We start from the raw sequence: 18,670 nt of genomic DNA on the forward strand, positions 1-18,670 counted from the left end.
CAAAATTAATCAAAAAAAAAGGACATATGCCTGTTCTACTTTGTATTTTTGCGAATTAAAAAGGTATTAATGACAAAACTAAGTGTAAATATAAACAAGATTGCAACCTTAAGAAATTCAAGAGGTGGCGATGTGCCTAATGTAGTTGAGTTTGCCAAAGATGTTCAGCGTTTTGGTGCTGAAGGTGTGACTATACATCCAAGGCCAGATGAGCGTCATATTCGTTATCAAGATGCTTACGATTTAAAACCAGAGGTTTATACAGAATATAATATTGAAGGAAACCCTATAGAATCTTTTATGCAATTGGTATTAAAAGTGAAGCCAACTCAGGTTACTTTGGTACCAGATGCAGAGGATGCGATTACGAGTAATGCAGGTTGGGATACTATAAAGCATAAAGAATTTTTAATTGATATTATTAAAGAATTCAAACAGAACGGTATTAGAACATCTATTTTTGTGGATCCAGATTTAAAACAAATAGAAGGCGCTAAAGGAACTGGAACCGATAGAATTGAGTTGTACACTGAAGCCTTTGCGCATCAGTACGGTTTAGGCAACAAGAAGGCTATTAAACCCTATGCCGAATGTGCCGAACTTGCAGTAAAACTGGGTTTAGGTGTTAATGCAGGTCATGATTTGTCTTTAGATAATATTAAATTTTTCAAAGAGAATATTCCCGGATTACTGGAAGTTTCCATTGGGCATGCTCTAATTGCTGAAAGTTTATATTTAGGTGTAGAAAATGTAATTCAAATGTATTTGCATAAATTAAAATAATGATATTAAATTCAAACATATTAGGTAAAGGAAATAAGCAAGTATTTCTGATTCTTCACGGTTTTTTAGGCATGAGTGATAATTGGAAAACACAGGGTAAAAACCTAAGTGAATCTGGATTTGAAGTACATTTAGTAGATCAGCGTAATCACGGAAGCAGTTTTTGGGATGAGACCTTTAACTATGATGTTATGGCTGAAGATTTAAAACAGTATTGTAATCATTATCACCTTTCAAATATTTTTTTGATGGGGCACTCCATGGGTGGAAAAACGGCTATGTTGTTTGCAACTAAATATCCAGAATTAGTTTCAAAGTTAATTGTGGCCGATATATCTCCACGTTTTTACCCTGTTCATCATGATACTATTTTAGAAGGTTTAAGCTCTTTAGATTTTAATGTTTTAAAAAGCCGAGGAGATGCAGATGATGCTTTGAGTGACTATATTAAAGACTTCGGAATACGTCAATTTTTACTCAAGAATCTATATTGGGTTAAAAAAGGAAAACTAGGATTACGCATTAACTTAGAAGTTTTAAAAAAGGAAATAGCTGAAGTTGGAGAAGCGCTCCCTGTACATGCACAATTTAAAAAAGAGACCTTGTTTGTAAAAGGAGACAGGTCTGAGTATATAGGTATAGAAGACGAGAGAATTATTAAAAATCATTTTCCAAACGCTAAAATAGTCACCATAAAAAATGCAGGACATTGGCTGCATGCTGAAAACCCTCAAGATTTTTTTGATGCTTTAATACACTTTACGGCTTAATATATTTTGTATATTTAGTTGAAACAATTAAATTCAATACATGAAACTTATAATCAAACTCTTATTAAATGCGCTAGCGGTGGTAATTCTTGCTAAAGTATTATCTGGCGTTTATGTTGATAGTTACTTAACAGCTATAGTTGTAGCGGCGGTACTCTCAATATTAAATTTATTGGTAAAACCAATTTTAGTTATTCTAACGTTGCCAATAACTATCGTAACTTTAGGTTTATTTTTGTTAATTATTAATGCATTAATTATTCTTCTTGCTGATAAGTTGGTTGATGGTTTTGTGGTAAACAGTATTTGGACAGCGATACTTTTTAGTATCCTGTTATCTATACTCCAATCTATATTGCATTCGTTTTTAAAAGAAGAAAAAAAATAGCCTTAACACAAGGCGTTAAAAACTTTGTTGGGTTGTAAAAAAATTATATTTTTGCAACCCAATTTTAGTTATATAAATTACTGATTACTAAAGACCTTATATGTTAATTGCCCTGTTTTGGGCTTTATACCAATAAAAATGAATATTACAAGAGAAAACCTTGACGCGTTAAACGCTGTAGTGAAAGTTGATATTGCTAAAGAAGATTATAGCGATAAAGTAGAAAAAATCTTAACAGATTACCGTAAAACAGCTAATATACCTGGTTTCAGAAAAGGACATGTGCCAATGGGAATGGTTAAAAAGCAATATGGTAAAGCTGTTCTAGTTGATGAGGTTAATAAACTATTACAAGATGCCTTAAATAAATATTTAACTGAAGAAAAATTGGATGTTTTAGGACAACCGCTTCCAAAAACTCAAGATGCGATTGATTGGGATGCAGAAGGTTTTTCTTTTGAATTTGAATTAGGGTTGGCACCAGAGTTTGAAGTAGATTTAAAAAACAAAAAGGCTATTACACAATACAATATTGTAGCTGACGATAAAATGATTGATGAGCAAATTGAGAACATACAAAAGCAGTATGGTAAATTAGTATCTCAAGATGTTGTTGAAAAAGACAGTGAAATTACTGGAACCTATAAAAATGAAGAACACGAAATAGAAAATACTATTTCGTTAACTACAGATAAGTTTAAAGAAAAATCAACGGCTAAAAAGTTTATAGGTGCAAAACCTGGTGATGTTATTTCTCTAGAAACCAAAGGACTTTATGACGATGAGCATGATTTAATGCACGCTTTAAAAGTAAGTCATGATAAAGTTCATGGGTTAGATATACCGGTAACGTTTACAATTACTGAAATCAACAAAAGAGAATTAGCAGATTTAGATCAAGAGTTGTTTGATAAATTGTTTGGTAAGGATGTAGTAAAATCTGTAACAGAATTGAAAGCCAAAATTAAAGAAGATGCTGAAAAACAATTCGTTCAACAAGCAGATCAAAAATTATTAAATGATGTTACTGAATATCTAGTAGATAATACAAAATTTGACTTACCGGCTGAGTTTTTACAAAAATGGTTACAAACAGCGGGCGAGCAACCTTTGGATACTGATCAGGCAAAAGAAGAATATGAAAAGTCAGAAAAAAGCTTGCGTTATCAGTTAATAGAAGGCAAATTAATTACAGATAATAATATTCAAGTAACTATTGAAGACATTAAAGGGCATGCCAAAGAAATGATTAAAGGGCAAATGGCTCAATTTGGGCAATTAAATCCTTCAGAAAAAGAACTTGATGATATTGCAGCACGAGTGTTATCAAATCAAGATGAAGCAAGACGAATTTCAGAGCAACTTATTAGCCAAAAGCTACTTAACCTTTACAAAGAGAAAGCAAATTTAAAAGTTAAAGAAGTAACGTATGAAAATTTTGTTAAAGAAGCGTACTCTAAGAAATAAGGAGTATATTAATAAATAATATTTCATTATATTTAGGCGCACAATTTTTTAAAATTAAGCGCCTAATTTTTTCAGTAAAATCTTAATTGTGAAAATACTTTTATAAAGGTTTCATAATTAAGATTTTGCACATACTGAAATAAATAAGGCCATCAAACACATGTAAAATAAAAGAACTATGGATTACGCCAAGGAATTTGAAAAATTCGCCATAAAAGATCAAGGTATCAGTAGCACCTATTACAACAAGATTGTTAGTAGCATGTATCCTTCAAATATGACCCCATATATTATTGAAGAACGTCAGTTGAACATTTCTCAACTAGATGTTTTTTCAAGGTTAATGATGGATCGTATTCTTTTTTTAGGAACAGGAATTAATGATAATATCGCTAATATTGTTCAGGCTCAATTACTGTTTTTAGAAAGTGTTGACGCCTCAAAAGATATTCAAATGTATATAAATTCTCCTGGGGGAAGCGTATATGCAGGCTTAGGAATTTATGACACGATGCAGTTTATTAAACCAGATGTAGCAACAATTTGTACAGGAATGGCAGCTTCAATGGGAGCCGTATTATTATGTGCTGGAGCTCATGGTAAACGCAGTGGTTTAACACATTCAAGAGTGATGATTCATCAGCCTCTTGGTGGTGCTCAAGGACAAGCCAGTGATATAGAAATCACGGCTAGAGAGATATTGATATTAAAAGAAGAGCTCTATAAAATCATCAGTAAGCATTCAGGACAGGATTACGACAAAGTATATGAAGATAGTGATAGAGACTATTGGATGAAGGCTGATAAAGCTAAAGAATACGGTATGATTGACGAGATTTTAGCACGTAGTTAAAAAAAATCGTAACTTTATAAATTGTAAATGAGGGATTTATGTATTTTTTCAATCCCCAAAGAGAATAATTAATGGCAAAAGAAGAATTAGAATGTTCGTTTTGTGGTCGTAAAAAACCTGAAACAAATTTATTAATAGCAGGATTAGATGCTCATATATGTGATAGATGTATTGAGCAAGCACACGGTATTGTAATTGAAGAATCAAAACAGAGTGATAGTACCGATTTATTTGCAGAATTAAAATTACGTAAACCACAACAAATTAAAGAATTTTTAGACGGTTACATTATTGGTCAAGATATGACCAAAAGAGTCATGTCTGTAGCTGTTTATAATCACTATAAAAGATTATTGCAACCCGTTACAACAGACGATATTGATATTCAAAAAAGTAATATCATTATGGTTGGTCAAACAGGTACAGGTAAAACACTTATTGCAAAAACTATAGCGAAAATGCTAAATGTACCTTTAGCTATTGTTGATGCTACTGTGTTAACCGAAGCAGGTTATGTAGGAGAAGATGTTGAAAGTATTTTAACTCGTTTGTTACAAGCAGCAGATTATAATTTAGAGAAAGCAGAAAAAGGGATTGTTTTTATTGACGAGATAGATAAAATTGCTCGTAAAAGTGATAACCCGTCTATTACAAGAGATGTATCTGGTGAAGGTGTTCAGCAAGCGTTATTAAAACTTCTTGAAGGAACTGTTGTAAACGTACCGCCAAAAGGAGGACGTAAACACCCAGACCAAAAATTTATTGAAGTAAATACTGAAAACATTTTATTTATTGCTGGAGGTGCGTTTGATGGTATTGAACGTCATATTTCTAGACGATTAAATATGCAAGCCGTAGGATACAGTGCTTCTATATCTGATGATGTGGTAGATAAGGACAATTTGTTGCAATATATTATTCCTAAAGATTTAAAAGATTTTGGATTGATTCCGGAGATTATAGGAAGATTGCCTGTGCTAACGTATATGAATCCGTTGGACGCTAAAACACTTAGAGCTATTTTAACGGAGCCTAAAAATGCCATTATTAAGCAATACAAAAAGTTGTTTTCAATGGATGAAATAGACTTTAGTATTACAGATGGAGCCCTAGATTTTATTGTTAACAAAGCGATTGAATATAAACTTGGAGCCAGAGGCTTGCGCTCACTATGTGAAGAAATTTTAACAGATGCTATGTTTGAACTACCAAGTAGCACAGAAAAAAAATTACATGTAAACAAAATGTATGCTGAAGATAAAATAACAAAAACAACAATTAAAAAGTTGAAAGCTGTTTCTTAAAACAATCAACAAGTTTTACATATAAAAAAACCACTCTATTTTAGAGTGGTTTTTTGTTCTATGGATGTTAATTAATAATGGATTATCGTTGATAATAGCTTAAATTTTCATTATTACTTTTCAAATGTAAATGTATTAAATCGGTAAGCAAAAATTTTTATACATTATTAGATTAATGCAAAGTAATTGTCGTTTAAAAACTTAGGAAAACCAATTTTCTCGATGAATTGAATTGCCTACAAATTTAGAGCAAGCAGTTCGTCGATATAACACCTGGTATTTGATAGTCTTGGAACTTTATGTTGGCCTCCAAGTTTGTTACTTTGCTTTAACCAATCATAAAAAAGATGCTTTCTGGCAATGTGAATGGTTGGCTTATTAAGCGTAATATTATTAAAGCGTTTGGCTTCATAGTCAGAATTTAACGCTTTAAGAGCATTATCAAACAATTCATTAAAATAATCAATATCTTCTGGAGGTGTTTTAAATTCAATAATCCATTCATGAGCTCCTTTTTCTTTGTCTTTCATGAATATAGGAGCAGCAGTATAATCTACAATTTCAGAGTTTGTTTTTTTACATACTTTTTTTAAAGCGTCCTCAGCATTTTCAATAATAAGCTCCTCACCAAAAACATTAATGTGATGTTTTGTTCGTCCTGAAACTTTAATTCTGTAGGGATTAACAGAGGTAAATCGTATGGTGTCTCCAATCTTATAGCGCCATAAACCAGCATTTGTAGTAATTATAAGAGCATAATTTTTATGTAATTCAACTTCACTTAATGGAATAACTTTTTGTTCTGAAGTCCCATAGGTGTCCATAGGAATAAATTCATAAAAAATACCATAATCAAGCATAAGCAACAATTCACTTGAATTGTTTTGGTCTTGTATAGCAAAAAAACCTTCTGAAGCATTGTAAATTTCATAATACTTAAAGTCAGATTTCGGCAATAGTTTTTTATACTGATCTTCATAAGGAGTAAAACTTACACCACCATGAAAGTAGACTTCCAGATTAGGCCAAATATCAAATAAATTCTTTTTCCCTGTAGTTTCTAATGCATTATTGAGCAACACAAGCATCCAAGAAGGAACTCCAGTTAGGCTAGTCACATTTTCATTAATGGTTTCATCAACAATGGCTTGCATTTTATGTTCCCAATCACTCATTAAAGACACTTTATTACTTGGTGTACTGCTAAACTCTGCCCATAAAGGCATGTTATCAATTAAAATAGCAGATAAATCGCCAAACACAGTACCGTTTTCTCTATATAATTCTTTACTCCCACCAAGACGCAAACTCTTCCCTGTAAACATTTGAGAGTCCTCATTGTTATTAAGGTACATACATAATAAATCTTTTCCGGCAGCGTAGTGGCAGTCTTCCAAAGATTCCATACTTACTGGGATAAATTTACTTTTAGCGTTGGTTGTTCCGCTAGATTTAGCAAACCATTTTATAGGGGATGGCCAAAAAATATTAGTTTCTCCATTTCTAGACCTATCAATAACATCGTGGTAATCCTCATAGGTAGAAACTGGAATTCGTTCTGCGAATGTTCTGTAATTTTTAATCGAGGCAAAATCATATTCCTTACCTATTTTCGTGTCTTTAGCGTCTTCTATAAGGTTGAAAAGTAATTCGTTTTGGACCTCATTTGGATATTTTAAAAACAACTCAATTTGATGAAATCGTTTTTTTAAAAACCAAGATGCAATAGAATTTACTAAAGTAGTTGGCATATTTGTTTTATCTTTAAGTTCTTAAAAATAACACTTTTTTTCATGACTTTCGAAGGCGTTTTAACAAAAATGGAATCTGAATTTTCACATCCTATTCAATATTACTTGGTGTTTGAAAATGATTTTATAAATATGAATCAGTTGATAGATAAAACCATTAGTATTCAGTTTGTTAAATATCAGTGTTTAAATTGCGGACTAGATAAACCTATTTATCGACAAGGTTTTTGCAAAAGTTGTTTTTTTGAAATACCTCAGGCAGCCGATTGGATTATAAGACCCGAATTAAGTACGGCTCATTTGGGAAAAGAAGATCGAGATTTGGCCTATGAAAAAAAGGTACAATTACAACCGCATATTGTGTATTTGGCAAACTCAAGTAATGTAAAAGTTGGTGTAACCAGAAAAAGCCAAGTGCCAACTCGTTGGATTGACCAAGGTGCTCATGAAGCTATTGAAATAGTTGAGGTCCCAAACCGGTATCTAGCTGGTATTACTGAAGTCGCTTTAAAGGATCATGTAGCTGATAAGACTAATTGGCGTACCATGTTAAAAAACGACATTCAAGATGAGGATTTAGTAGAATGGCGTGAGCGTCTAAAGGCGTATATTCCAGAAGAAGCTAAAGACTATTTTATTGAAAATAATACAGAAACTAATATAGATTTTCCGGTACTTAAATATCCTGAAAAACCAAAGAGTTTAAACTTGTTGAAGGATCAACAATACACAGGTAAATTAGTTGGAATAAAAGGGCAGTACCTTATTTTTGAAGATGAGACTGTTTTTAATGTTCGATCTAACGAAGGTTTGGTCGTTAATATCTCAATGCCTTAAAGTTCACATTTAACAATATTTTGGAACTTTAGATTTTTTCAAATTTTTATTTTTTCGTAAATTAAGATAAAAAAAATTATGAAAATTCCAGTTATGTTTTATGTTGCAATCACCACATTTCTGCTCGTTGCTTTAACTGTTATGGTGGCTATGGGTTTATCTTTTATTTGGCTGTTTCTTATTATGTTTTTAGGACAGACACTTTTAATAGTAATGGTGTACAAGTTACTTCGTGATACGTATACAACTTCCAAAACGTTTGATGATTTTTATGAAGATTATCCTATTGGAAATAAAAAAATCACGTTATTATAATAACGTGATTTTTTAGTTGATGAGTTTAAGAAGGTTAAATATCTTCTTGATCTCTAATATTTTGTATGTATTCTGCCTTCTGAATTTCACGACGTCTTTTAACAGAAGGTTTTGTAAAAAACTGTCCTTCTCTTAAGTTTTGCATCACTTTAATATTTCTATGTTTACGTTTATAGCGTTTTAAGGCACGCTCTATATTTTCACCTTCTTTTATAATAATTTTTAACATGTATAGTTATTTTTATTTTAAATATTTAGTTTTAGGACTATCCTAAATACGTTTTTAAAACTTTGCTTTTAGAGGTATGACGTAACCTACGAATCCCTTTTTCTTTAATTTGTCTAACACGTTCTCTTGTTAATCCAAAAGAGTCTCCTATCTCTTGAAGGCTCATAGGGTTTTCATTATTAATGCCATAATAATGACGTATAACTTCTGCTTCTTTTTCTGACAACATATTTAAAGCGCGATTTACTTCAATGTTTAATGAATCGTTCATTAAATTATTGTCTGGCTGAGGTGACTCATTAAAATTTACAACATCGTAAAGGTTTGATGTTTCTCCTTCTTTCAATGGCGCATCCATGGAAACATGTCTGCCAGAAATTTTCATAGATTGCTTTACATTACTTAAAGTGAAATCTAAATTAGTTGCTATTTCCTGAGCACTCGGCGCTCTTTCATGAGTTTGCTCTAGAAAAGAATACGCTTTGTTTATTTTATTTATAGATCCAATTTTATTTAAAGGTAACCTTACAATTCTGGATTGTTCAGCTAAAGCTTGAAGAATGGCTTGTCGTATCCACCAAACAGCATAAGAAATAAATTTGAAACCTCTTGTTTCATCAAAGCGTTTTGCGGCTTTTACTAAACCTGCATTTCCTTCATTTATTAAATCGGGTAAAGTTAAACCTTGATTTTGATATTGTTTAGATACTGAAACTACAAAACGTAAGTTAGCTGTTGTAAGTTTATCTAAAGCCTTTTGGTCTCCCTCTCGTATTTTTTGTGCTAATTCTACCTCCTCTTCCGCTGTTATTAATTGAATTTTACTAATGTCTTGAAGATATTTGTCAAGGGATTTTGACTCTCTGTTGGTAACTTGTTTCGTAATTTTTAATTGCCTCATATATTATTTTTAGGTTTAAACTTGTCTAGTCTAGAATATAACTTTTTTATTGACAAAACCTAATTAATACAGGGCTTTATTCTAATAAAACCTAATTAGTTAAAAAAAGATCTAATTTACAGTATCTTTTTTCTTTTTAGTTAGTAAACCACCAAGTACATTTTTAATTTCTTTTTGTACGGTGCTACCAGTAGTTGTTTTTGTTGAATCAACTTGAGTTGTTTTAGTCTTTGTAGAATCTGTTTCAGTTGTTTTTTTGTCGCCAGTTAATAGTCCGCCAAGTAAGTCTGATACTTTACCTTTTCCTTTGTTAAGTAGTTTTTGTTTTTCAATTTCTACCAACCGTGTTGTTAAATTGGAGACACTACTTGATAAGTCGGTTTTTACGGAAGGGTTGATGTAACTTCCAGTGATATTAGCAGTTATTGGAATAGAAATATTATTTGTTGACGCATCATCAATTTTGCCAATTAAGCGATTAACTTCACTTCCTAGATATTTAGCAGGTACATTAAATACGGCATTGTACGACATTGTTTTGTCAAAATTATGACTTCCTGAAACGTTTATATCAATATCTTGATATTTAAATTTAAAAGGTTTTACATTGACTTTGCCATCGCTAAATTCAAATTGTGTTTTTAAGTCGTTAAGATTAATTTTTTTAAAGTCTATAAAGTTTAAAGACGACCCTAATTTATTTAAAACTTCAGCATTTAATGGGTTAATAGTCGATGATAGCACTTCTGCAAAAGCACCACCCGAAAGTGAGTTTAGGTTTGGTGTAAAATCACTACTTAAAGCTCCTTTTAAATTTAATGTAGTGTTAAATTTTCCTTGAATGGCTTTGGCAATAGGCGCTATATTTTGAAGTAATTCAAGACCTTGAAATGATTGAGCTATATCAAAACTAGTCATGCCTAAATCCATGTTAAATGTTGGTGTTTCTGCTTTGGTAGACACCAAACCTGTAACTGTTAAGTCTCCATCAAAAAGATTGGAAGTTAAATTTTGTAAAATGGCTTGTTCATCTTTAATAATTAAAGTGCCTTTTACATTTTTTAGTTTTAAATTATCATATTCAACCGTGTTTGCTTGTGCATTGATTGTGCAATCTAAAAATGCTGGAATTTTAAGAGATGCCTTACTAGAATTTTTATTTTCTTCGGTGTCTGATGGTTCGTTAGTCATAAAATCGTTGACTGCAAATACATTGGAATTCAAGTTAAAATTACCTTGAAGTGGTTTATCGCTTAATAAAAACCCTAACAAACCTTTAATAGTTCCTGTAGCATTTAAGTCGCTTTTGCCAGTTTTAGCATTAAACTGATTTAAGGTTATATTTTCAGGATTGAACGTTATTTTAGCATTTGAAATTTGAATAGGATTAGCAAAGTCTTCCGAAGCAAAATTAAAATTGCTTAAATCAATAACGCCCTTGTTTTTTATGCGACTGTATGCGTTGGTTTCAATAGCATCCATATCAAAAGCAGTATTGACGTTAGCTTTTAAAATACCGCTTAAATTATTGTTTAGTTCAATAGGATATACTTTAGAAATGTTGGCAAGGTTTAATACGCCGTCAATGTTAGCATTAACCAACATATTTCCTGTGAGATTTTTAATAGTTGCAGACGATTTAAAAACATCTTGGTCAATTTTAAAATCGAGCGTATTAATATCAACATAGGTGTCGTCAGCGTTTCCTGTGGTGTTTTTTATTGATGTGTTTATGGTAATGTTTGCAACACGTTTAGGTAAATCAGGATACTTAAAAGAAGCGTTATTAGAGGCAATATTAATATCTAAGGTTGGAATGGTTTTTTCTGAAACAAGACCTTTTATTACACCTTTAATTTTAAAATTACCTGTGGTTTCAACAGTTTCAATATTTTTTGAATAAGTTTCAGGAATGACTGCAAAAAAGTCTTTGAAGGATGATCCTGGATTTTCAAATGAAATATCAACATCTTGTCCGTCCTCTAACAATTTCACATAACCATGAAACTCCAACGGCAGTTGATTGATATACCCCGTATTCTCTTTAAACGTATAGGTGCTATTATCTAAATCAAGACCAATTAACGCATCTAATTTGATGTGATTGTTATTTAAATAGTTGGTGCTGTCCATGGTAAAACTCACATTAGCTTCACTTTTGGTGTCTAATTCAGATTTTTCTGCAGAGAATATACCATTGCCTTTATGGTTTAATTCTGTTATATAAACAGCCATTTTAGATTGTTCATCTAGGTAAGTTAAAGCGCTGTTGTTTATACTATAATCTTTAATATCAAATGAAAAACCACCACTTTTTGTTTCGGTTGCTGGTGTAGTATTGTCTTTTTTAGCAATGTCATAATTAGTATTGCCAAAGCTGTCTGTCTTTAAAGTAAGCAAGGCTTCGTCAACTGAAATAGAATTAATTACAATAGGGTCTTCATCAGTATTTTTAAACAGCTCTTTTATAGACATGGTAAACGAAATATTTTTTGCTGTTACAAAAGTTTCGTCTTTAAAAGGTTCAAAATTAGTAATGTTTAAATTGCTTACAGATACATGAGCTTTTGGAAAACTTCTTAAAAAACTTAAACTAACATCACTAAACTCAACTTTGGCATTAAGGTTATCATTAATAAAACTTTTAACGGCATCTTTAATTTGAGATTGAAAAACAAAAGGAATGCCTATTAATAAGATAAGAATAGTCAGTAATGTGATGCCAGTAATTTTTAAAGCTTTTTTCATGTGATGAATAATTTTTATTCTAAGAAATTTTAAGTGTCTCAACAACCTAATATATACGTAAAATTGGTATTAAAAGATGGAATGAATGCTATTTTTATGTTAAAAATCGATTAAAAACATTACCGTAAGTCAATTTCTTCATTCACTTTTAGTTTAAAACGTTTTCTAAACAAATATACACCCAAATACATGAACGGAGTATCTAAAGCAGCAATAAGCGCTTTAAATAAAAACCCTGAAACTAATAAGCCTTTAAAATTGCTCCAGTCTATAATTTCAAAAGAACACAGTAAAATTAAAATAGTTGTGGTGTCTATAAATTGAGAAGAAAAGGTTGAAAAGTTATTGCGTATCCATAAGTGTTTCCCTTTGGTAACACGTTTCCAAAAATGATAAATTTGAATATCAATAAATTGGGCAAACAAATAGGCGAGCATACTTGCAAAAACAGCTACAGCGGTATTGCCAAAGACAGTTGAGAACATAGTATTACCAACAGGAGACCAATTAGTTGCAGGGACAGCATTGGAAACAAATACAATTAACAAAGAAAATAAAGACGCAAAAATACCTGTAACAACAATGTCATTAGCTCGCTTTTTGCCATAGATTTCGCTAATTAAATCTGTGATTAAAAAAGTAATGGGATATGGTAAAATACCTACTGAAATTTCAAAAAGTTTGGTACCAAAAATTTCAACCTGAAATGGATACCAATAAAAGAATTTCTGAAAAATTAAATTTGAAACGACTAGTGATGTTATGAAAAGGGAGCCTAATAGCATGTAAATACGCTGCGCGGCAAGCTTGTCTTTTAATGTCATAGAAACTTATTAACAGTTTTCACAAATATAGGATAAAGTGATTTTCTTTTAGTTATTTTGTTAATTATTATGGTTGATTCACACGTTGTATATATATCATTGGGGAGTAATAAAGGCGACAGATTGAAAAATCTTCAAGACGCAATTAATCTCATATATGTTAAAATTGGTAAGATAGATATTATTTCAAAAGTTTATAATAGTCCAGCCTTTGGTTTTGAAAGTGCCGATTTTTTAAACACCTGTGTTCGAATAGAAACTCAGTTTAAGGCAAAAGAAGTTTTAAAAAAACTACTTGCTATAGAAAAGCGTTTAGGACGAGTTAGGACTAAAAATTCAGGATATGAAGCACGAATAATCGATTTAGATATTATCTTTTTTAATGATGAGATTATCGAAACAAAAACACTTAACGTTCCCCATCCAGAAATGTATAAACGCAAGTTTGTGTTACAACCATTGCACGATATAGCTCCAAAAGTGATTCACCCAAAAATGAATAAAGATATTACTGCTTTGTTAGAAAATTGCAACGATACTAGCCAGTTAGAACCGATTAATATTTGGTTAAAAAACCCGAGTAGAAAATATGACTTTTCAAAGTATAGCTATATAGCCATTGAAGGCAATATAGGAGCGGGCAAAACAAGTTTGGCCAATAAAATAGCACAAGATTTTAATGCAAAACTCATTCTAGAACGCTTTGCAGACAATCCGTTTTTACCTAAATTCTATGAAGATGCCCAACGCTATGCATTTACCCTAGAAATGTCTTTTTTAGCAGATCGTTACCAGCAAATTTCTGATGATTTATCACAATTGGATTTGTTTAAGGATTTTATTGTGAGTGATTACGATGTCTTTAAATCACTTATTTTCTCAAAAATAACCTTACACGAAGATGAATTTAAACTATACAGAAAACTATTTTATTTGATGTATAAAGATTTAAGAAAACCAGATTTATATATTTATTTGTACCAAAATACAGAGCGTCTTCAGGAAAACATTAAAAAGCGCGGACGCGATTACGAGCAAAATATTGCTAACGATTATTTAGAAAAAATTAATACAGGTTATTTAGATTTTTTAAAAAGCCAACCAGATTTTAATGTTAAAATTATTGATATCTCCGATAAGGATTTTGTAGCAAATCGGGAAGATTATCTACATGTTTTAGATGCTATTTGTGGGGAGTGATAAGTTTGTATCATAAGCTAAATATTTTGTTTAGTAATAATATTTAACTTAAAAAAGTTGATATAATGTCGTTACAATTCGTCCTTTGTTATGTTCTAGAATATACTCGCCAAGGTTTTGTTCCGCTTTAATCTTTAAATTAAAAGGAGGATGCAATAAATTAACACCGCTGTTTTGTTTTATTCTAATTCCTTGACCAGAAATAACGTCTTTATTTGAAATAAACCTACCCAAAGGCACATGCTCTGTTAATATGACGTATTTGTAAACGGCTATCTTTTTGATTACGTTTTCAATCTCTTTGTTGGATAAATGTTGTAAAACCTGCCGTAATATAACGCAGTCTGCAGATGGTAAGTCGTCGTTTGCAATATCTAAACAATAAAACGCTAAGTTATCTTCTTTGTATAATGTTTTGTTTCTATTAATTAGATTTTCAACAATATCTACAGCAATATATTTTTTTGAGTATGCGGTCAGGTGTTTTCCAATATTAAAATCGCCACAACCTAAATCGCAAACTACTAAAGACTTGTTGTGAGAGTTTAAAAAAGTGATTACAGCATCTAAATAAGGGTTTATAATTTTTGGATAGTGTGAACCAATGCCAGAATAAAAATCGAACTCCTTGCCTCCCCAGAGATTCATTTCATAAATCTGGGTCATGGCATCTTTGGTAGGCCAAGGTTTCTTTTGGATTTTTGTCACCTATTTTAAATTTTCTGATAGTTTGCTGAAAACATCCCAAATTACTACACCAGCGCTTACCGAAATATTTAACGAATGCTTGGTGCCAAACTGTGGAATTTCAATGACTACATCGCTAGCAGAAACAACTTTTTGAGACACACCTTTAACCTCATTGCCAAAAACCAAAGCATAATTGGTGTTTTCTTCGGGTATAAAAGCATTTAACCTAGTTGCGTTTTCGGCTTGTTCAATAGAACAAATTTTTACGTTTTCGGCTTTTAGTTTTTCAACTAATTCTAAAGTGTTTTCAACATACTCCCAATCTACAGTTTCAGTACTTCCCAAAGCAGTTTTATGGATATCTTTGTGTGGAGGCGTTGCTGTAATTCCGCAGAGATAAATTTTTTCAACTAAAAAGGCATCACTGGTTCTAAACACAGAGCCAATATTATTAAGGCTTCTTATGTTGTCCAACACAATAATAAGCGGTGTTTTTTTTACAGATTTAAAATCCTCTACACTTAATCTATCTAATTCGTTATTTTTTAATTTTCGCATCTGTAAATTTGTGAATAATTATCAATAAGTAATTAAATTTCAGTTTCAAAAAGCATGAAATAATAATTACATTAGCAATCCTATTTGAAATACAAAAATAAGATATAAATCACATTCCATTGGCAAAAAAAGAAACCCCTTTAATGAAGCAGTACAATACGATTAAAAGAAAGTATCCTGATGCTTTGTTGTTGTTTCGTGTGGGCGATTTTTATGAAACCTTTGGAGAAGATGCTATAAAAACAGCTAATATTCTTGGGATTATCTTAACCAAACGGGGTGCAGGAAGTGAAAGTGAAATTGAGCTTGCCGGATTTCCGCATCATTCTATAAACACCTATTTACCCAAATTGGTAAAAGCCGGTGAGCGCGTGGCGATTTGCGACCAGTTAGAAGATCCTAAACTTACCAAGAATATTGTAAAACGGGGTGTAACAGAATTGGTAACGCCTGGTGTTGCCTTTAATGATGAGGTGTTGGTATCCAAATCGAATAACTTTTTATGCTCGGTTTATTTTGATAAAACTCATATTGGTATTGCGTTTTTAGATATTTCGACAGGAGAATTTTTAACCTCGCAAGGTAACACTGAGTATATCGATAAGCTCTTACAGAATTTCAATCCAAGTGAAGTTCTGGTGTCAAAAAGAAAAAGAACCACATTTGCAGAAACGTTTGGTAACGACTTTTATACGTTTTATATGGAAGATTGGATTTATCAAGCCGATTACGCCTATGAAACTTTAACCAAGCATTTTAATACGAAATCGCTTAAAGGTTTTGGTATTGAAGAATTGTATGAAGGCATTATCGCATCAGGTTCCATTTTGCATTATTTATCTGAAACGCAGCATAACAAAATTCAGCATATCAGTGCTATTTCAAGAATTGCCGAAGATGCCTATGTGTGGATGGATAAATTTACTATTCGTAATTTAGAACTTTATAATTCTACCAATCACAATGCTGTAACGCTCTTATATGTTATAGATAAAACTATTTCGCCAATGGGCGGGCGTTTACTAAAGCGCTGGTTGGCACTGCCATTAAAAAGTGTTGAGAAAATAAAGCAACGACATGAAGTGGTTGACTATTTAACCAAAGAAAACACAACGCTTCAAAAAATTCAGAATCACATAAAGCATATTGGCGATTTAGAAAGATTAATTTCTAAAGTAGCAACAGGCAAAGTGAATCCTAGAGAGGTTATTCAGCTAAAAAACTCTTTAGAAGCTATTGTTCCTATAAAATCTATTGCCTCTAATTGTAAAAATCAATCTTTAAAAATTATTGGAGAGACGCTTCAAAGTTGCGAGGTGCTTCGTGAAAAAATAAAAGAAACACTCAATGAAGAGGCGCCTGTTAATGTTTTAAAAGGACATACCATTGCTGCTGGATTTTCCTCGGAATTAGATGATTTAAGGGGTTTATCAAAATCGGGTAAAGATTATTTAGACAAGATGCTTGAACGCGAGAGTGAACGCACAGGAATTACTTCTTTAAAAATCGCGTCAAACAATGTGTTTGGTTATTATATAGAAGTTAGGAACACCCATAAAGATAAAGTTCCAGCAGAATGGATTAGAAAACAAACACTCGTAAGTGCAGAGCGCTATATTACCGAAGAACTTAAAGAATACGAAGCGAAAATTTTAGGTGCTGAAGACAGAATTTTAGCGATTGAACAGCAGTTGTTTTCTGAGTTGGTTAGTTGGCTCAATCAGTACATAAAAGCGGTACAACAAAATGCTTTTTTAATTGGTCAACTCGATTGTTTATGTGGGTTTGCTCAGTTGGCAAAAGACAACCATTATGTGTATCCAACGATTGATGATTCGTTCGATTTAGATATTATAGACGGAAGACATCCCGTAATAGAAAAACAGTTACCTATTGGTGAAAACTACATTGCTAATAATGTTTTTTTAGACAGAAGCGCGCAGCAAATCATCATGATTACCGGGCCTAATATGTCTGGAAAATCAGCTATTCTTCGTCAAACGGCATTAATTGTTTTGCTGGCTCAAATAGGAAGTTTTGTACCTGCAAAAGAAGCTCGAATTGGGTTAGTCGATAAAATATTTACTAGAGTAGGAGCAAGCGATAATATTTCTATGGGCGAATCGACGTTTATGGTTGAAATGAATGAAACCGCTTCTATTTTGAATAATATTTCTGAACGCAGTTTGGTGTTGCTTGATGAAATTGGTCGTGGTACAAGTACTTATGACGGTATTTCCATAGCATGGGCAATCAGCGAGTATTTGCATGAGCATCCCGCAAAACCTAAAACCTTATTTGCAACCCATTATCATGAGTTGAATGAAATGACCGAAACGTTTGAACGGATTAAGAATTTTAATGTATCAGTAAAAGAATTAAAAGACAATGTGCTTTTTTTAAGGAAGTTGGTTGAGGGTGGAAGTGCCCATAGTTTTGGTATTCATGTGGCAAAAATGGCGGGTATGCCACAACAAGTACTGCATAAGGCCAATAAGATTTTACAGAAATTAGAGAAGTCTCACTCAAGTGAAGAGCTTACCGATAAGGTAAAATCATTAAAAGATGATATGCAATTGAGCTTTTTTAATCTGGACGATCCCTTACTAGAAAACATAAAAGACGAGATATTACATATTGATATTGATACACTTACACCAGTTGAAGCGCTTATGAAACTAAATGAAATAAAGCGAATGTTGATTAAAGAAAAGCGAGCTTAGAAATAAAAAATATTATTTTGTAAAAAAGCCTTTGGTTTTATAAGAAATATTTTAAATTTGCATCCGCAATAGCAATATTGCTAGTTCATTAAAAAAACTGCGAAAGTAGCTCAGGGGTAGAGCATCACCTTGCCAAGGTGAGGGTCGCGGGTTCAAATCCCGTCTTTCGCTCTGAAACTTTCTAAAATATACCAAGTTGCTGAAGTGGTGGAATTGGTAGACACGTTGGACTTAAAATCCAATGTCCATTAAGGACGTACGGGTTCAAGTCCCGTCTTCAGTACAAAGCCTTTACAAGATTCCTTGTAAAGGCTTTTTTGATTTCAGTT

The 18,670-nt window shown here is 32.1% G+C and carries 17 protein-coding genes and 2 tRNA genes; 12 read left to right on the forward strand and 7 right to left on the reverse strand.

The genetic code is table 11. The annotated features are described in order from the left end of the window. The first annotated feature begins 69 nt into the window (after window positions 1-69). From G5V56_RS06160 to clpX, 6 genes are all read left to right on the forward strand, one after another. The gene (locus G5V56_RS06160; RefSeq protein WP_166962922.1) at window positions 70-783 is read left to right on the forward strand and encodes a pyridoxine 5'-phosphate synthase; all 714 of its coding nucleotides are present in this window, start codon (window positions 70-72) and stop codon (window positions 781-783) included. Next, window positions 783-1,553, forward strand: coding sequence for an alpha/beta fold hydrolase (locus G5V56_RS06165; protein WP_166962924.1), 771 nt, complete (start codon window positions 783-785; stop codon window positions 1,551-1,553). Before G5V56_RS06160 ends, G5V56_RS06165 begins: the two co-directional genes overlap by 1 nt. Before the next feature lie 40 nt (window positions 1,554-1,593). Next, window positions 1,594-1,941, forward strand: coding sequence for a phage holin family protein (locus G5V56_RS06170; RefSeq protein WP_166962926.1), 348 nt, complete (start codon window positions 1,594-1,596; stop codon window positions 1,939-1,941). A 138-nt stretch (window positions 1,942-2,079) separates the two neighbouring features. Next, a complete protein-coding gene (tig, locus tag G5V56_RS06175) occupies window positions 2,080-3,408 on the forward strand; it encodes a trigger factor (protein ID WP_166962928.1) in 1,329 nt (442 codons plus the stop codon). A gap of 178 nt (window positions 3,409-3,586) precedes the next feature. Beyond that, window positions 3,587-4,261, forward strand: a complete 675-nt coding sequence (clpP, locus tag G5V56_RS06180) for an ATP-dependent Clp endopeptidase proteolytic subunit ClpP (RefSeq protein ID WP_166962930.1) — start codon at window positions 3,587-3,589, stop codon at window positions 4,259-4,261. Window positions 4,262-4,332: 71 nt separating this feature from the next. Continuing rightward, window positions 4,333-5,565, forward strand: coding sequence for an ATP-dependent Clp protease ATP-binding subunit ClpX (clpX, locus tag G5V56_RS06185; protein WP_166962932.1), 1,233 nt, complete (start codon window positions 4,333-4,335; stop codon window positions 5,563-5,565). Window positions 5,566-5,801: 236 nt separating this feature from the next. Here the strand turns inward: clpX and G5V56_RS06190 are convergent, their stop codons facing one another. Next, window positions 5,802-7,316 (reverse strand): GH3 auxin-responsive promoter family protein, encoded by a 1,515-nt coding sequence (locus G5V56_RS06190; protein WP_166962934.1) that lies wholly within the window; start codon window positions 7,314-7,316, stop codon window positions 5,802-5,804. 42 nt (window positions 7,317-7,358) lie between these two features. Here G5V56_RS06190 and G5V56_RS06195 point away from each other — a divergent pair, with 42 nt between their 5' ends. Together G5V56_RS06195 and G5V56_RS06200 are read left to right on the forward strand one after the other, a co-directional pair. Continuing rightward, complete coding sequence (locus G5V56_RS06195) at window positions 7,359-8,153, forward strand: DUF2797 domain-containing protein (protein ID WP_166962936.1); 795 nt, start codon at window positions 7,359-7,361, stop codon at window positions 8,151-8,153. A gap of 78 nt (window positions 8,154-8,231) precedes the next feature. Next, the gene (locus tag G5V56_RS06200) at window positions 8,232-8,468 is read left to right on the forward strand and encodes a hypothetical protein (protein WP_166962938.1); all 237 of its coding nucleotides are present in this window, start codon (window positions 8,232-8,234) and stop codon (window positions 8,466-8,468) included. A gap of 34 nt (window positions 8,469-8,502) precedes the next feature. On the opposite strand, the gene rpsU is transcribed toward G5V56_RS06200, so the two are convergent. The 4 genes from rpsU to G5V56_RS06220 form a co-directional block, all read right to left on the reverse strand. Beyond that, window positions 8,503-8,697, reverse strand: a complete 195-nt coding sequence (gene rpsU, locus G5V56_RS06205; RefSeq protein ID WP_166962940.1) for a 30S ribosomal protein S21 — start codon at window positions 8,695-8,697, stop codon at window positions 8,503-8,505. A 37-nt stretch (window positions 8,698-8,734) separates the two neighbouring features. Next, window positions 8,735-9,598: a sigma-70 family RNA polymerase sigma factor gene (locus G5V56_RS06210; protein ID WP_166962942.1), complete on the reverse strand. Its 864-nt coding sequence runs from the start codon at window positions 9,596-9,598 to the stop codon at window positions 8,735-8,737. A gap of 111 nt (window positions 9,599-9,709) precedes the next feature. Then, window positions 9,710-12,346 carry an AsmA family protein gene (locus G5V56_RS06215; RefSeq protein ID WP_166962944.1) on the reverse strand — a complete coding sequence of 879 codons (2,637 nt, stop codon included), beginning with the start codon at window positions 12,344-12,346 and terminating at the stop codon, window positions 9,710-9,712. A gap of 119 nt (window positions 12,347-12,465) precedes the next feature. After that, window positions 12,466-13,170, reverse strand: coding sequence for a queuosine precursor transporter (locus G5V56_RS06220; protein ID WP_166962945.1), 705 nt, complete (start codon window positions 13,168-13,170; stop codon window positions 12,466-12,468). 69 nt (window positions 13,171-13,239) lie between these two features. Here G5V56_RS06220 and folK point away from each other — a divergent pair, with 69 nt between their 5' ends. Beyond that, complete coding sequence (gene folK, locus G5V56_RS06225) at window positions 13,240-14,370, forward strand: 2-amino-4-hydroxy-6-hydroxymethyldihydropteridine diphosphokinase (protein WP_166962947.1); 1,131 nt, start codon at window positions 13,240-13,242, stop codon at window positions 14,368-14,370. A gap of 48 nt (window positions 14,371-14,418) precedes the next feature. On the opposite strand, the gene G5V56_RS06230 is transcribed toward folK, so the two are convergent. Further along, entirely contained in the window at window positions 14,419-15,078 is a 660-nt protein-coding gene (locus G5V56_RS06230; RefSeq protein ID WP_240911233.1) for a class I SAM-dependent methyltransferase, read from the reverse strand. Continuing rightward, window positions 15,079-15,618, reverse strand: a complete 540-nt coding sequence (locus G5V56_RS06235) for an RNA methyltransferase (RefSeq protein ID WP_166962949.1) — start codon at window positions 15,616-15,618, stop codon at window positions 15,079-15,081. Between the two features lie 143 nt (window positions 15,619-15,761). Here G5V56_RS06235 and mutS point away from each other — a divergent pair, with 143 nt between their 5' ends. From mutS to G5V56_RS06250, 3 genes are all read left to right on the forward strand, one after another. Further along, window positions 15,762-18,341 (forward strand): DNA mismatch repair protein MutS, encoded by a 2,580-nt coding sequence (gene mutS / locus G5V56_RS06240; protein ID WP_166963321.1) that lies wholly within the window; start codon window positions 15,762-15,764, stop codon window positions 18,339-18,341. A 99-nt stretch (window positions 18,342-18,440) separates the two neighbouring features. Then, window positions 18,441-18,512: transfer RNA gene (locus G5V56_RS06245), tRNA-Gly, on the forward strand. Between the two features lie 27 nt (window positions 18,513-18,539). Next, window positions 18,540-18,624: transfer RNA gene (locus G5V56_RS06250), tRNA-Leu, on the forward strand. The last annotated feature ends 46 nt before the right edge of the window (window positions 18,625-18,670 follow it).

Source organism: Yeosuana marina (assembly GCF_011762485.1).
GTDB classification, from domain to species: domain Bacteria; phylum Bacteroidota; class Bacteroidia; order Flavobacteriales; family Flavobacteriaceae; genus Yeosuana; species Yeosuana marina.

Coding starts and splice junctions, on each gene's coding strand:
- G5V56_RS06160 (WP_166962922.1), top strand. CDS start 70: ATGACAAAACTAAGTGTAAATATAAACAAGATTGCAACCTTAAGAAAT.
- G5V56_RS06165 (WP_166962924.1), top strand. CDS start 783: ATGATATTAAATTCAAACATATTAGGTAAAGGAAATAAGCAAGTATTT.
- G5V56_RS06170 (WP_166962926.1), top strand. CDS start 1,594: ATGAAACTTATAATCAAACTCTTATTAAATGCGCTAGCGGTGGTAATT.
- tig (WP_166962928.1), top strand. CDS start 2,080: ATGAATATTACAAGAGAAAACCTTGACGCGTTAAACGCTGTAGTGAAA.
- clpP (WP_166962930.1), top strand. CDS start 3,587: ATGGATTACGCCAAGGAATTTGAAAAATTCGCCATAAAAGATCAAGGT.
- clpX (WP_166962932.1), top strand. CDS start 4,333: ATGGCAAAAGAAGAATTAGAATGTTCGTTTTGTGGTCGTAAAAAACCT.
- G5V56_RS06190 (WP_166962934.1), bottom strand. CDS start 7,316: ATGCCAACTACTTTAGTAAATTCTATTGCATCTTGGTTTTTAAAAAAA.
- G5V56_RS06195 (WP_166962936.1), top strand. CDS start 7,359: ATGACTTTCGAAGGCGTTTTAACAAAAATGGAATCTGAATTTTCACAT.
- G5V56_RS06200 (WP_166962938.1), top strand. CDS start 8,232: ATGAAAATTCCAGTTATGTTTTATGTTGCAATCACCACATTTCTGCTC.
- rpsU (WP_166962940.1), bottom strand. CDS start 8,697: ATGTTAAAAATTATTATAAAAGAAGGTGAAAATATAGAGCGTGCCTTA.
- G5V56_RS06210 (WP_166962942.1), bottom strand. CDS start 9,598: ATGAGGCAATTAAAAATTACGAAACAAGTTACCAACAGAGAGTCAAAA.
- G5V56_RS06215 (WP_166962944.1), bottom strand. CDS start 12,346: ATGAAAAAAGCTTTAAAAATTACTGGCATCACATTACTGACTATTCTT.
- G5V56_RS06220 (WP_166962945.1), bottom strand. CDS start 13,170: ATGACATTAAAAGACAAGCTTGCCGCGCAGCGTATTTACATGCTATTA.
- folK (WP_166962947.1), top strand. CDS start 13,240: ATGGTTGATTCACACGTTGTATATATATCATTGGGGAGTAATAAAGGC.
- G5V56_RS06235 (WP_166962949.1), bottom strand. CDS start 15,618: ATGCGAAAATTAAAAAATAACGAATTAGATAGATTAAGTGTAGAGGAT.
- mutS (WP_166963321.1), top strand. CDS start 15,762: ATGAAGCAGTACAATACGATTAAAAGAAAGTATCCTGATGCTTTGTTG.